Below are 14,031 nucleotides of genomic sequence, written 5' to 3'. Positions count from 1 at the left end.
CTATCATTTATATATGTCAAACGAAGAAAATAAGACGGGTCTTAAAAAGAATACCAAAATAATATTAGGCTTACTATTACTTGTTTTAGTTGCCGGAGGCTTTTATGGACTTAAATTATATAAAGTATATTTTGCACCAAATGTTACGGGCAACGAAAAATACCTATATATAAGAACAGGCTACAATATCGACGACCTGTTTAAAGAGATTAAACTGAAAGATATGTTAACCGATATAGGTTCTTTTAGTGAAGCATCCGGTAAAATGCAGCTTGCACGTTCTTTAAAACCAGGTCGTTATAAATTGGCAAAAGGGATGAATAACCGCAGCATTATTAATATGCTGAAATCGGGTAATCAGGATCCTGTAAAATTGAAGTTTCAAAACTTAAGGCAAAAAGAAAACTTTGCCGGTTATCTCTCAAGAAACCTTGAACCGGATTCTTTAACTTTTATAAATCTGCTTGACTCTGCTGCTTTGCTTGAAAAATATGGGTTTAATAAAGATAACAGCTATGTGATGTTCATTCCAAACACGTACGAAATGTATTGGAATGTTACTGCTCCGGAGTTCTTTGATAGAATGCATGCTGAATATGATAAATTCTGGAATGCTGATCGGAAGCAAAAAGCAGCATCATTAAACTTAACTCCTATTCAGGTTTCTATATTAGCCTCAATTGTTGATGCCGAAGCCTTGTACGATAAGGAGATGCCTATTATTGCAGGTTTGTATTTAAACCGCTTAAATAAGGGTATATTGCTTCAGGCAGATCCAACTGTTATTTTTGCCAATAACGATTTTACAGTTAAACGTGTTACCAATTCGCTTTTAAATGTGCAATCAAAATACAATACTTATAAATATGCTGGTTTGCCCCCAGGACCTATCATGATGCCAAGTATTAATGCTATTGATGCTGTGCTAAACCGCGATAATAACAGTTATATTTATATGTGTGCTAAGGAAGATTTTTCTGGCTACCATAACTTTGCGGTAACGGTTCAGGAGCACGAAAGGAATGCTAAGAAATACAGAGATGCTTTAAACCAGCGCAATATATTTAAATAATGTATACTCATACCACAAAAATAAGGGTTAGATACGGTGAAACGGACCAAATGGGCTATGTTTATTACGGAAATTACGCCGAGTACTACGAAGTTGCCCGTGTAGAGATGCTAAGAAGTTTGGGTATGGATTATGTTGGAATGGAAAGCGCGGGTGTAATGATGCCAGTTTTAGAATTGAACTGTAAATATATTAAGCCGGCTTTATACGACCAGGAAATAACAATTAAAACTACGATCCATGACCTTCCGGATGTGCGGATCCATTTTAAATACGAATTGTCGAATCCGGCCGGCGAACTGATTAACATTGGAACAACTACGCTGGTATTTGTGGATATGGCAAAAAACAAACCTTGCTCTCCTCCAGAAAATTTTATGGAGAAGTTAAGGGTATTTTTTAATTAAATTTGATAGATGGAGTGGGTTCATAAGCAACTTTTAAAAATCAGGTTTTATTCTATGTTTATTAGCTGGACAAAAGTTTGTGTTTTACCTGGCTTTAGTCCGCTACCCATTTATACCGTTGCCACATTCTTTTTTAAAGAGATTGGCAAAGACTCCCTGGTGAATAAGGCATCTTCATTGGCTTATAATTTTATGCTGGCCATTTTTCCTGCCATCATCTTCTTATTTACACTGATCCCCTTTATACCTAAGAAAATTGGTTTTCAGGATCAACTGATGAACCTGATTATTTTGGTTTTACCAGAAGATGCTTATAAAGCCTTTAGCACTACTCTTGATGAGATTGTACATAAGCAAAACAGTGGTTTGTTATCATTCGGATTTATTTTGTCATTATTTTTTGCAACGAATGGAGTCCATAATCTAATGATGGCTTTTAATAAATCATCGTTGATCATTGAAACACGTAGCTGGGTAAAACAACGCCTAATTGCTGTTTTACTAACCCTTGTGATTGCTTTTTCAGTAATTACTTGTATTATCGCAATGGCAATTGGTGAAATTGCATTAAACCGTATTGAAACCACACTTAATATTAAGGCAAGCTTTACAACATTTGCTATTCAGCTTACCAGATGGGCACTGTTAGGAATATTATATTTTGTAACGATTTCTATCCTTTACAGATACGGGCCGGCCCATGCCAAGAAATGGAAGTTTTTCAGCGCCGGTTCATGGCTGGCTACTATACTTGCTTTTATCTCTGTTTGGGGCTTCTCTTTTTACATTAACAACTTCAGTTCATACAATAAAGTCTATGGATCTATCGGTACGCTTATCGTTATTATGATCTGGCTTTATTTAAATTCTCTGATACTTTTGGTAGGTTTTGAGCTAAATGCAAGCGTAGATCTGTCGAAAAGGAGTGTAAAAATCATCCGACCTAACTTCAATTTGTTCAAAAAACCGGCTCCAATAGAGGATAAACTAGGGAAAAGATAATTTTTTCTCACTCATTTTTAGCGCGTTATCATTTTTAAGCGGAATTATCCAATTCTGAATTTGCAAAATCAAGCCGTATTTGTACTTTTGTCGCGGAGAGTTGGCAGAGTGGTCGATTGCGGCAGTCTTNSRRRACTKWTRMCTNTGWYARWRRRTMYGYGGGTTCGAATCCCCCACTCTCCGCCAAAAAGGTGTCAAAACCAACAAAAAGCCTGCAAATCGTATGATTAGCAGGCTTTTTGCTTTTTAGGACATAACAAAATATGCATCAATTCTCAACTCATAAGTGAGTCATTCGGTGAGTAATTTGGAAAATGAAAACGACTCACCGAATCGGACGCATCAAACTGACAATCAACATGTTCCACCAACGAACATCTTGTAAAAAAGTACCTGCAAAGCTAAATTTGTTAACCATTAATGTAATGCATTATGAAAACCAATTTCAGCTTACTCTTCTATATGAAGAAGCAAAAGAATTATCAATCGGGCAAAGCCCCTATTTATCTTCGGATTACCGTGGATGGGAAACGTTGTGAAGTAACCACAGGCCGATGCTGTGATCCTATCCAATGGAACACAACTTCAGGGCGATGCAATGGTAAAAAAGAGGAGATGAAATCCTTGAATGCTTACCTGGACGATCTCCAAAACAAAGTATTCGAAGCTCATCGGCAATTAACTGAAAAAGACGACACCATCACCGCCGAGAAATTAAGAGATCAGTTTCAGGGCAAAGTAGCCAAGCAACGTACCTTAATTGACATTTTTAAGGACCACAACCAAAAGATGGAAGCACTTGTAGGAAGAGAGTTCTCTAAAGGCACAGCTGAGCGTTACCGGACATCTTTAAAACATACTGTTGAGTTCTTACAATGGAAGTACAAGATTAGCGACATCGAGATCAGAAAAGTTAACTACGATTTTATAACTGAGTACGATTTTTATTTGCGATCAGTCCGAAAATGCGCGAACAATTCAGCTGTGAAATACTTGAAAAACTTCGGTAAGATTATTCGCATCTGCCTTTCTAATGGATGGCTTGTGGTAGATCCATTTGCACGTTATAAAAACAAGATTAAAAAAGTTGAGCGCGTTTACTTAACTGAACAGGAAATMRMGACNCWYKKCCRATNWWRGMACTGGCTTCAGAGAGGCTAGAACAGGTAAGAGACATCTTTTTATTTTGTTGCTTTACAGGCCTCGCCTATATAGATGTTAAAAATCTAAAAAGCTGCAATGTTGTAACTGGCGTAGATGAAGACAAATGGATCTCGATAAAAAGGCAAAAAACCAATACTCCATCTCGCATTCCTTTACTGCCAGTAGCCTCTGCTCTCCTAAATTCATATCGCGATAACCCTGCCTGTTTAAATACCGGAATGCTGTTTCCAGTTTCAAGCAATCAGAAAATGAATAGCTACCTTAAAGAGATTGCAGATTTCTGTGGCATCAAGAAACCAATTACCTTCCACATTGCCAGGCATACATTTGCAACAACCGTCACCCTTTTAAATGGAATCCCTTTAGAAAGTGTTTCAAAAATGCTGGGACATACTAATATTCAAACCACTCAACATTATGCAAAGATACTTGACATTAAAGTTGGCGCTGATATGGCTCTTATTAGCGAGAAATATTCCTCCCCTTGAACAAACATAATTGGTAATTAATTTATTTTCAATCAGTAAATAAAAAGATTCAACATGTGTTAACAATTATATTAATGTCTTACTATAATGAATTTAGAAAGAGCTTCACAAAGTACTCTCAGATATATTCCGAACACACCAATTTCTTGACGATTTGAAGATAGTTGCAGGCATGAAGAAATACATTGATGATATGAGAAATACGCGTTTATGGATGACATAAGTCGGTTTTTACGATAAAACCTATAATAAAAACCACTTAAATTTGCGCTTCCCATGTGGAAAATCTGAATTGTCAGAATTCCCACATGGGAAGGCAGCTGAGTCTGACGGAAGATCTAATATTTAATCCTATAATAAGAATGCTTTTAAATATTCAAATGTCTTTTTGTATTATACTTGTAAACACTTTTAAGTTTATCGATCAGCTCATTTAGGTTAACAATTGAGCCACCTGTTGGTGTTAAGATTGAATTTGTCGGAAACTCAACCTCCTCAACCTTAGTTGCAATCCAGCTTACATTTTCATGGGGTAACGCAAGTTGTAGGATCATACCTGGTAACCCTCTAAATAATTCCGGGCCACCCGAAACAGGAATTTTATCGGTATAGAACGCAACTACTTAAACAGAGTCAAGTGTAAGACCATTCGCCCGATGGCAAGGGTAACCAGCAACATCTCTAACCTCATCGGTAATTTTCCATTTTATACTTTTTACGCTATCTTTTAGTAAATAAGTTTCATCAAATACTTTTCTTTTGCTGATCAGCTGTTTATTGTTCAGGTGCGAATAAACGATATTATTTTGCATCGCTATTTACGGATCATTGAAAAAGCTTGTAATTGAAGTATTCACACCAACGGGGGTAAATAACGCTTTATTATCGGCAAACATCAAAGTGTTTTTTAATTCTTTGAACACTATCTCCTAATGTTACTTTTCATCAGGATTTTCTTACCCATGAACATATCAAAATGTTCTCTCGCTGAACTATCTGTTAATGTCATGATATCCAGAATACCATCCTTTTTAATAATACCGGTTTCGAACAACGACAACTTATTATGACCAGAAATATTAAAATGATACATGATCTCATTAATGTGAAACATATAAGAGCTATTACCTTCAATACGGAAATGTCTAGGTGAAATAATTGAACGATCAGGGCGTGTTCCATCACTGTCGATGTGCATCAGGATCACTTCGAATTCGTCTTCCTTTCCAGCATTATTTTCAACGAGCATTTTTCTAATCTTTTCTGCATAATTCCCCAAAGCAACCACCTCAAAAAATTTATTAGTTGAAATATGAGCACGCCAGAGAAGGGAAAGAAAAAACAACTTGGTTCTGGTGTAATCTAAATTATGGAACCTAATTGCAGGTACGAGTTCTCCTCCCTGTAATCTTTCAAGTTTGATATGACTTCTTGTTTTTGGATTGCCATTAAAAAAAATACAACTACTGGCATAAGTCTCCAACTTACTTAATATTTCGTTATCGCATTCCGCACACAAAATATTTCTATCATAAATACCTGTGTAAGATGATGATACTTTCTTCAGGTTATCCATGCTCACATTTACCACTTTATGATCTTTGCCAAAAATCCCTTTATACATGAAATTAGGGATGATATGTGATTTCTTTAAAAGTGGTTTTTCTTGAAGGCAAAGTCTACAGAGCATTACAAAAAGTTTAAACATCTAAAATTAAACATTGCTAACCAAAGTTAAAACCCGATGTAAATCTTTAGTATCTTGCAACATGCTGTTATATGCAAATAATAACCTTATCTAAAATCAAAAATGAAACTAGACATTCTAGTATGTAATGAACTCAAACAATTCTACTAAGCCAACCCATAATAAACTAACCCCACCCATAGACTACAATTATTCTGTACTTCCTTATCATGAATTGGAATGGGGAAAATTGGAGCTGTTGTGTTATGAACTCATTTGTGCTGAATACGGTTCAGAACGCTGTCAATTGTACGGGTTGCCTGGACAAGGACAACATGGATTCGACTGCTATGTTCGGTTTGACGATGATAAGTACATCTTGTTTCAATGCAAAAGAGTCAGCACTTTCAAAAGAAATGATTTAAAAGAAGCCCTGAAAATTTGGGAGAATGGGACGTGGTATAACAAAACCAGAACATTTGTTCTTTTTAGCTCCAATAACCTACAGGATAATACATTTTTGGATGAGTTGGAAACTGAAAAATCGAGGCTTAAAAAAAAGAATATCCAAATTGAGGCCTGGGGAAGCCTACGAATTGATGGAAAACTTAGGAATAACCCAAAAATAGTTGAACAGTTTTTTGGAATTTCATGGAGGGATAAATTTTGCAATCCACTGGCACTAAACAACTATCTTGGCGCTTTTCTTACCGATATGGTTCATGAGTATATTTACTATCGCCCTGTACAATTCTATATATTTAGAAGGTTAACCAACCCACATAAAATTGAAGAAGTTTACAAAGGACATAATCAACTTCAACGCATATCGCTCCCAAATTACATTTCAGCATGTTTAGCTGAAAACAAACTAGCAAGAATAATCATTAAAGCAGATGCTGCGATTGGAAAGTCCAAAGAATTAGAAAACCTGGGATTTATCTATAGTGAGAAAAAAGACGGCCTATTTCCAATATTGATCCGCTTAAAAAATTTCCACGGAGAAATTGATAAATACATAGAGACGATCTATCCAAACTGGGGCCAAATTATCCCTGAACGCTTATTACTACTCTTTGACGGGCTTGATGAAGTTCCGTCATCTGAATTCAAAAAGTTTGTAAAAAAGTTCAACACTTTTGTTCAAGCCAACAAAAAGGCAAACATTATTGCAACCATACGAACCAATGTATTCACCAGAGAGATCGGTGCAGACATTATAGAGGATGACCGTCTACTCGAATTTTATCTAAATGATCTTGAGGCAGAAGATATTGAACACTACCTTGGAGAACGTATTCCATCAGACCAGCAAAAACGGAAATTAAGTAAGTTCTTTGATAAACGATGGGTGAAATATTTGCTTTCCAGTCCGTTTTACTTGTCCGCACTCACTGACCTTTTTCTGGAAGATGAAAAACAACTCCCCCTAAATAAGGCAGAGATCATTGAAAAGATCATTACTTATAAGATCCGTAAAGATGATGAAAAGTATGGTCCTGAAGTGGATCTAAATAGCTTAAGAAATTTCGCAGCTAAATTAGCTCTCTATCTAACGTTGACAGGAAAAAATGCGATACTAACTAATGAAATGAGTTCGTTTGGATACTTATCATTAGAAACTATCCGACGTTGCTCCTTATTTAAAGTTGAACCACAGCAGAATTTAACTGATTCGATTTCATTTGAACACAACAACTTTCAGGAATATCTGGCAGCAGTAAGCTTATCAAAATTAGATTGGGAATCGCTTGAGCCAATATTGTTCCATACTACAGGTGTGCATATCTTGAAGCCGAAGATGTTCAATACTGTAAATTATTTATTCACTATTCTGTCAGTTCAGGGCACAGCATTCAAAAAACTTTTCAAATTACTATCTGAAACCGACAATGATATCTTTCTAAAGTTTGAAAAAGATAAACTTACATTGCCACAGCGTATGGAAATCTTCAAACGCATCATAATAAAGGGAAAGAGCGATCGCATTTATTACCTCGGTGGAGACTTTCGTTTAGATGAATTCTGTGAGTTTATCAATTATTCTGCAGAAGCTTTCAAATTTGTCATTGATGAACTTAAAACGGCAGAAGAAGACAATCACCGCTACTGTTTATTGGATATCATTTATTATTACAACCAAGTCAAACTAACAACTGAAATCAAGAAGTGTCTTTTAATTGAAATTGAAACAATTTTATCCAAAACAGGTTACGGCTATGCTGTTTATGACCGAGCCATTGACATTTTGGGCAAGTACCAATTTTTCAATAACCGGTTGCTGGAACTTGTGAAACAAGTCCCACGTAATAACCACAAAATGGTTCGTAGCGCAATTATTAAATATATTGACGAGGGTAACTTCATTAATGAATTCAAATATGTTGTAGAAAGCGATGGCATACTAACCAATTCCAATGACAGGATTAGTGCGGGATTGGAGCCATTTTATCTGAAATATGTACTCACACACCTCAATCATGAAAATGCATTTATCCTGCTAAAGCACTTTACCTCGCTTCCAAAACGAATCAAGGAAATCACGGGCTATGAAGGATATTCTGAAGAATACAGACTCATCAATCAGATTTATAAAAAACTCGGCAACATCCATAACCACACTGGTGACGAGAAGCTCTACCGATTGTATACAGATTTTTTGGTCCAAGTTGAATACGATGACTATAAACGAAAAGATTGGGGCGATCCGAGCCTATTTTTTGCCGAAAATCAAAATAAAGATTTCATTTTTTGGGACTTCGTATACCATAAAGACTTGCATCAGCTAGATTACTTTCTATTCAAATTTTATCGGGATGGGCTAGGTCAAGAAATCATTAACCAATACAAAAACGGCATCATTACGGAAGACCAGGTTAGAACAATCCGGCTTTCATTAAATAACCCAGAGCATGAAAATTTTCAACAACTATTGCTCGAAAACTTTGGCGATCAATTCAAATTTCAGGAACGACCAGATTGGGAAAAAATAAATGCAGAAAGAGAGATAAAGAATACTGAGCTACTGCAGGATCACACTCAGTTTCTTGAAGAAGGCAAAAAAGTCTATCAGCTGATTAAAGAACATAAAAAAGACGCTAGCTCAGATGAAACACTTTATGAACTGGAATACAGTGAACGAAAGGAAATTCAAAAGAAATTAAATAACACCATTGTACTACGTGCGATCAGCGATTATAAAATAAAGGGCGGTTTCAAACAATTCCAGAACGCTTTCGATCTTAGGGGATGGGAATGGTATGTATTTCAAACTGTAGGTGTTTACATTAATTCTGATAGAAAAGGTCTTTCACCCGAGCTATTGAGGATTGCAGAAAATTATTTGATTAAGAACATCTTACCTGAAACAAAATTTGATACCGCGATCAAGGAATATGAAAATGGATCTTACACAGTTTCAAATGCAGCCTCTCATCTAACTAACTTTTTTGTTCATAGCAACATTGAATTAGAATCTTCTACAATACTTGAGATGCTGAAGCTGGACTACTATGGCTTTCGAGCTGACCATAATGAGGAAAATAAAAAAGAGAAAAAAATCTACCAATTGGTTTATCAGTGTAGCGACCATGAAGCATTCAAGAACCAAGTGCTGGAAAATCTTCAACACCAAGGGTTAGCTCACCGGGTTATTGCCTCACAGGCCACTGCTTGCCTAGAATATAACTTAATTGAAGGTTTACCTTATATGCTCCAACGATTAAACGACCCCAAGTTTTCACCCCGATATAAGGAATACCTAATCAACATCATCATTGGACTTGCTGATGGGGCTGAAATATTTGAAGATATAATCTATTCTATAACTTCCATCAGCCAAGAATGGCAATATAAAATCTGTAAATACCTCATTGACTGCAACTATGAATTGTCCCAATTAAAGTTGTTAGTTGAAAACACCTCAATGAATACAACTGTAAATAAAAAAGAAATCTATTGGAAGTTTGAGTTCCTCAGGATGGCAATTAAGTTAGGGTCAAAGAAAGCTACCTCCTACTTGTTCAATACCTTTTACAAAAAATCAAAAACAAGCGACTTTTTAAATATTAAATCAAACTTCTTTATCAACTTATCTGAGAATGATCCCGAATATTTACTAAGGTATTGTTTTCAGGCATTAAGGGTGTTGGCGCCAACTTTTCATGATGGAAGAGTCAATGACCAGCCTGAAATGCTTGAAGAAACCATTAGGTACTGTGCGGTAAAAAGTCAAAAAATGTTTCAGAAGGCATTAAAAGAATATGAAATGATCATTGGTACATTTACAGAAGTCAACCCGGGAATCAGCTATTTAAAATGGTATGAGCGGCGTCTAGTAAAATCTTATCTTGCAAATGCCGTATCCTATGAAAACGATGAACAAGCAATGACACTAATCAAAAAAACAGGTCTGATTTGATTGTTTTCCACAATATCTATTTTATAGTGATCAAATTTAAATTCATTTTCTACAATTCCATGCAAATTGAGTCAATCAATATTTACTAGAAGCCACATTCTAAATAAAAAGAGTCAAGCTTGTCTGAAAGCTATGATTTATAGTATGATGCATCGTCTAATACCAACCAAATTACCCTTTGATGGTCTACTTTAGTTTTTTATATCGGCAATATTAACTGACAGCTTTATTCCAGGGAACCGACTCTTCATTGCCACCAACAAACATATTTTCTGAAATACGACTTGCAAATTTCCCTTGATAATTGAAGAGTTTTAAAAGCAACAACTCAAGGTGGCATATACCAATCTCTTTAATATGATGCCTTGTTAAAGATGGGATCTTTGCAAGATTAGTCCGTTTATTCTGGTTAGTATGGGTAATTGAGTTACGAACTAATGTAAACAGTTCTGGAAAATCCTGAAATTTCATTTGGTGTGACCGGAGCTGATTCTCAATTTCCTTGTATTTAATAGGTATATTCAGCGAAATACCCGCATCACGCAGCAAAATCCTGATTTTCTCCGCTGCATTTATAGATTTACCTTTTGCAACTGTATATAAATTGCGCTGCTCAATCATTTGCCAGTTGAATAGCAGTTCAAAAGCATTTTGCAACAACACAATTGCTCCTTCACAGAAGCCGCTGTTATTATTTGCTTCAACATACCAGTGTAGCAAATAATCAATGCATTCCAGGCTACTCGCATCACTGGTCATATTTACAAAAGCATCCCACATCACACCAATCCCAGAATGATCAGACTGTGGCAACCAAGAACCAACTGATTTATATCGATCGGCATGATTCGCAGAAAAGTCTGTCCATGAAGGTGTATGCTGATCTAAACCTTGAATAAAACAAGGAAATGTTCGTCTCCCATTTAGGAAGCTGAAGAACAGGCCAAGTGGCTGTACCATATTATGCATCCTGTTAGCATTAAGTTTACCACTCTTGTGCTGTAATTCACCCGTAAGTAATAAGGCGTAGCCCCCAGTGTGTTCAAGTTCCTCTTTCAAATGTCCGTAATTTGAGATCTTATCCACTGTAACTAGCCAATCTTTATTTTCGAAAGTTAATCGATTTGTTCTCATCCAGTCATCTACTTGGACTGGTGCACCGAGGAAATCTCTGAAATTGGGCAATTCAAAATGAATTCGGTCAACGTCTTGCTGGTTGTGAATGATCAAAAATGGTGAGTTAATAGCACCTACAACCCCATTTCCGTTCATTTTGATAAAATAAGAGTAACCGTGACTGATATCAAGACCAGGAATGAGAATTTTGTCGATTGGTTCAAAGAAAATGCTGCGATCCGGCACACCAATAAACTTTATTCCGGACTCTGGCGTCCAAGTAAAATAGATCTCCCCATCAATTTTAACAACTTTTCCGCCGTTAACTACTTCAAATATTCCTTTGAAAATCGTTACGGGTTCATTTAGTCTAGCGCTGAATGATGGACTAAGTATAATCGGTAGTTGGTCCATCATCTTTTGAAAATCCTCAGAAATCTTAGTCATAAATATTTATCACGTTATTTTAATGCAAATAAAATGAATGGCTGCGCGCCCTATTTGCGTAGTACATTTAAATTATACTTCGTTGAGCACTTCTTGAAAATCCAGCATTTGATTATAGGCAAGAATATTCAATATTATCCCATCCTGATCGGGGTTACCTGTAATGGATGCCTGATATAGGATACTCTGATCTGGCTCATCATGATCATAAATTTTGTGTGCACGATTGAATGTCCAGCTGCGTCCTGACCACATCTCATCTGCTTCGACTTGATCGACCTCATGTGGTTCCATTTCTTTCATACCAGAGTTATCCGCACCGTAAATCCCAACAACTATATTTACCAGACTGATCACCTGCGACGCACTCATTTCAAATTCGCTAAAATAGGAAATATGCATCTGTACCGATAGATCCAGCTTTTTTTCAGCATCAAATATTCTCAGTCTTACCCGGTCAAATAGGTTCATCTCCGATTCTTCCAGCTGAAAGGTGTAATCGACGTATTTCACAGCTCCATTTTCTTCTTTCACTTCATGCTTGACTTCCGGCATCGTAATTACCTGCTCGGGTGAAAACTTTAATAGATTAAGCAAGGTACCGTTAGCACGAACATGTCGGTCAGGTTCTTTTTTGGACTGATGGCTTATAGACAATAACAGCTGAGATAAAGGATCAAGTTTGTAATTCAGTAATACGCTGAATTGTCCAATATTCCATACCTGTAAAATTTCATCATTGGCTTGCTTGAATTGTCCATTAGCCAGTGAATTAATCTTTTCCTCTTCGGAAAATGTTGAAAATTTAGGTTCGAATGTCCAGCCATTTCCTAAAATGTCTTTTAACTGATTGTAAATATCTATGACCGGTTCGGCTCGATTGATTTGTGCATTGAACATGAGGGTAGTTTGTCCGGAAGTAAAATGCTTGATCACAAGGCAATTAAATGCATTAAAAAAGTCATGATCAATGACAACTTGTACTCTGTTGATTCCAATTGCCACATCACCGGGATTGGACAGTATCATGTCATAACTTGCTTCCAATAATTGCGATGGCTTTAATTTCAGACTTTCCAGATAAGGCCAATTTGGTAAAAATGTGCTATGGATCAGATCGACTATCGTTGGTGAGAGCATACTATTTAATTGTTTAGCCATAGGTACTCCTACTAACGTAAAACTTTAAGGTCATCCACCCTTTTGAAGTGCTCCTTATTACTAGTGGCAACTGGCAATTCAAAAACAAGACAGGTTGCTGCGATTAAAATGTCATGATGCCCGATCAATTTGTTTTTCTTTTTCAGATTCTGATAAATCTCAGCGGCTTTCATGGCTACTTCATCTGTTAATGGCAGGGCAGTCATTCCTTTGGTCAGTTCTATGATTTCTTTTTGTCTTTCCGGTGTTGGAGCACCGATGAACAGTTCATAAGTAACTACTGAGGAAATATATAAGTCATATTCACCTGTAATTCGGAAAAGCTTAGTTGTGATTTTATCCTTAGCCCGCAGATGCTCGATCAATATACATGTGTCTACTACCATTCTGCTGGTTTTATAGCACCAAATGACTGGCGAGTATCTTCAATCATTTTGAGATCTTCTTCTGTCCACACTGAGATTTTTAATAGGCGTTCCTGATTAGCTTTTCTATCCTGCGGACTGGTATGCTGTAAATTGACGCCCAGTTCCCTAAGCTTTCGCTTAACGGTAAGCATAGATTTGTCACCCTCCTCACTAATTATAGGTTTTTGCATCTGTAGAGATTAATTTTATACCAAGTTACAAAAATAGAGTAGTAACATTGTAATATATGAGGTTTTAATATATCCACATTTAGACCTTAAAATAAAATTTCAATATTTATTAATATGCTTGTTCAACGACCACAATGCCTGCGAAACAATACCACCCTTGAGTTGGGTAGAGTATCGATTCGCAATACCGGCCTGCCCCGGATGCCGAGTTTACTTACCATATATGAACTTGAAGAACCGGTATCCAGTGCTCACGAAGAATTGCAAAAAATACAGAAGGAATTAAGCACTCTGGAAATAGGGAGTTATGGAATTCAGGGGATTTTCTGCCTTGCTGTTGCCCGTTTTGAGACCATGCTATCTGATTTGATCTTTTCCATGTTAAGGTTTTTCCCTCAAAAGCTGACACTGCTAAAAAAACATGGTGATTTTGCTAAAGAAGAACAAAAAAACCTGAGTTTCAACATAG

The 14,031-nt window shown here is 36.4% G+C and carries 11 protein-coding genes, 1 tRNA gene and 2 pseudogenes; 7 read left to right on the top strand and 7 right to left on the bottom strand.

What is annotated here, in order from left to right:
* The first annotated feature begins 13 nt into the window (after nucleotides 1-13).
* From mltG to N824_RS37235, 6 genes and pseudogenes are all read left to right on the top strand, one after another.
* Complete coding sequence (mltG, locus tag N824_RS09630) at nucleotides 14-1,072, top strand: endolytic transglycosylase MltG (protein WP_048904943.1); 1,059 nt, start codon at nucleotides 14-16, stop codon at nucleotides 1,070-1,072.
* On the top strand, nucleotides 1,072-1,479 hold the full coding sequence (locus tag N824_RS09625; RefSeq protein WP_048904942.1) for a thioesterase family protein: 408 nt from the start codon (nucleotides 1,072-1,074) through the stop codon (nucleotides 1,477-1,479). Before mltG ends, N824_RS09625 begins: the two co-directional genes overlap by 1 nt.
* Before the next feature lie 9 nt (nucleotides 1,480-1,488).
* The gene (locus tag N824_RS09620; RefSeq protein WP_048904941.1) at nucleotides 1,489-2,481 is read left to right on the top strand and encodes a YihY/virulence factor BrkB family protein; all 993 of its coding nucleotides are present in this window, start codon (nucleotides 1,489-1,491) and stop codon (nucleotides 2,479-2,481) included.
* 94 nt (nucleotides 2,482-2,575) lie between these two features.
* A tRNA-OTHER gene (locus tag N824_RS36390) sits at nucleotides 2,576-2,667 on the top strand.
* A gap of 246 nt (nucleotides 2,668-2,913) precedes the next feature.
* Nucleotides 2,914-3,642 (top strand): annotated as a pseudogene (locus tag N824_RS37240) (phage integrase SAM-like domain and Arm DNA-binding domain-containing protein).
* Nucleotides 3,615-4,133 (top strand): site-specific integrase, encoded by a 519-nt coding sequence (locus N824_RS37235; RefSeq protein WP_306413888.1) that lies wholly within the window; start codon nucleotides 3,615-3,617, stop codon nucleotides 4,131-4,133. The pseudogene N824_RS37240 and the gene N824_RS37235 overlap by 28 nt, the downstream one beginning before the upstream one ends.
* 368 nt (nucleotides 4,134-4,501) lie before the next feature.
* Here N824_RS37235 and N824_RS27895 read toward each other — a convergent pair.
* From N824_RS27895 to N824_RS09600, 3 genes and pseudogenes are all read right to left on the bottom strand, one after another.
* A pseudogene (locus N824_RS27895) lies at nucleotides 4,502-4,744 on the bottom strand (GLPGLI family protein); the annotation flags it as partial.
* 12 nt (nucleotides 4,745-4,756) lie between these two features.
* On the bottom strand, nucleotides 4,757-4,945 hold the full coding sequence (locus N824_RS27890) for a hypothetical protein (protein ID WP_052334099.1): 189 nt from the start codon (nucleotides 4,943-4,945) through the stop codon (nucleotides 4,757-4,759).
* A gap of 110 nt (nucleotides 4,946-5,055) precedes the next feature.
* Complete coding sequence (locus N824_RS09600) at nucleotides 5,056-5,823, bottom strand: hypothetical protein (RefSeq protein WP_152542142.1); 768 nt, start codon at nucleotides 5,821-5,823, stop codon at nucleotides 5,056-5,058.
* 145 nt (nucleotides 5,824-5,968) lie between these two features.
* On the opposite strand from N824_RS09600, the gene N824_RS09595 reads away from it, so the two are divergent.
* Nucleotides 5,969-10,240 (top strand): NACHT domain-containing NTPase, encoded by a 4,272-nt coding sequence (locus tag N824_RS09595; RefSeq protein WP_048904939.1) that lies wholly within the window; start codon nucleotides 5,969-5,971, stop codon nucleotides 10,238-10,240.
* Between the two features lie 213 nt (nucleotides 10,241-10,453).
* On the opposite strand, the gene N824_RS09590 is transcribed toward N824_RS09595, so the two are convergent.
* The 4 genes from N824_RS09590 to N824_RS09575 form a co-directional block, all read right to left on the bottom strand.
* Nucleotides 10,454-11,803, bottom strand: a complete 1,350-nt coding sequence (locus N824_RS09590) for a hypothetical protein (protein ID WP_048904938.1) — start codon at nucleotides 11,801-11,803, stop codon at nucleotides 10,454-10,456.
* Between the two features lie 72 nt (nucleotides 11,804-11,875).
* Nucleotides 11,876-12,964 carry a hypothetical protein gene (locus N824_RS09585; protein ID WP_048904937.1) on the bottom strand — a complete coding sequence of 363 codons (1,089 nt, stop codon included), beginning with the start codon at nucleotides 12,962-12,964 and terminating at the stop codon, nucleotides 11,876-11,878.
* Between the two features lie 11 nt (nucleotides 12,965-12,975).
* The gene (locus N824_RS09580) at nucleotides 12,976-13,350 is read right to left on the bottom strand and encodes a type II toxin-antitoxin system VapC family toxin (protein WP_048904936.1); all 375 of its coding nucleotides are present in this window, start codon (nucleotides 13,348-13,350) and stop codon (nucleotides 12,976-12,978) included.
* Entirely contained in the window at nucleotides 13,344-13,562 is a 219-nt protein-coding gene (locus N824_RS09575; protein ID WP_048904935.1) for a hypothetical protein, read from the bottom strand. Before N824_RS09575 ends, N824_RS09580 begins: the two co-directional genes overlap by 7 nt.
* Nucleotides 13,563-14,031: the final 469 nt, after the last annotated feature.

This window comes from Pedobacter sp. V48 (genome assembly GCF_000523515.1).
Classification (GTDB): Bacteria; Bacteroidota; Bacteroidia; order Sphingobacteriales; family Sphingobacteriaceae; genus Pedobacter.
Note: the sequence above shows the minus strand (reverse complement) of the source record. Positions and strands in the feature narration are given on the sequence as shown.

Excerpts from the sequence above, each read along its gene's own strand:
- mltG (WP_048904943.1), top strand. The coding sequence starts at position 14 with ATGTCAAACGAAGAAAATAAGACGGGTCTTAAAAAGAATACCAAAATA.
- N824_RS09625 (WP_048904942.1), top strand. The coding sequence starts at position 1,072 with ATGTATACTCATACCACAAAAATAAGGGTTAGATACGGTGAAACGGAC.
- N824_RS09620 (WP_048904941.1), top strand. The coding sequence starts at position 1,489 with ATGGAGTGGGTTCATAAGCAACTTTTAAAAATCAGGTTTTATTCTATG.
- N824_RS27890 (WP_052334099.1), bottom strand. The coding sequence starts at position 4,945 with ATGCAAAATAATATCGTTTATTCGCACCTGAACAATAAACAGCTGATC.
- N824_RS09600 (WP_152542142.1), bottom strand. The coding sequence starts at position 5,823 with ATGCTCTGTAGACTTTGCCTTCAAGAAAAACCACTTTTAAAGAAATCA.
- N824_RS09595 (WP_048904939.1), top strand. The coding sequence starts at position 5,969 with ATGAACTCAAACAATTCTACTAAGCCAACCCATAATAAACTAACCCCA.
- N824_RS09590 (WP_048904938.1), bottom strand. The coding sequence starts at position 11,803 with ATGACTAAGATTTCTGAGGATTTTCAAAAGATGATGGACCAACTACCG.
- N824_RS09585 (WP_048904937.1), bottom strand. The coding sequence starts at position 12,964 with ATGGCTAAACAATTAAATAGTATGCTCTCACCAACGATAGTCGATCTG.
- N824_RS09580 (WP_048904936.1), bottom strand. The coding sequence starts at position 13,350 with ATGGTAGTAGACACATGTATATTGATCGAGCATCTGCGGGCTAAGGAT.
- N824_RS09575 (WP_048904935.1), bottom strand. The coding sequence starts at position 13,562 with ATGCAAAAACCTATAATTAGTGAGGAGGGTGACAAATCTATGCTTACC.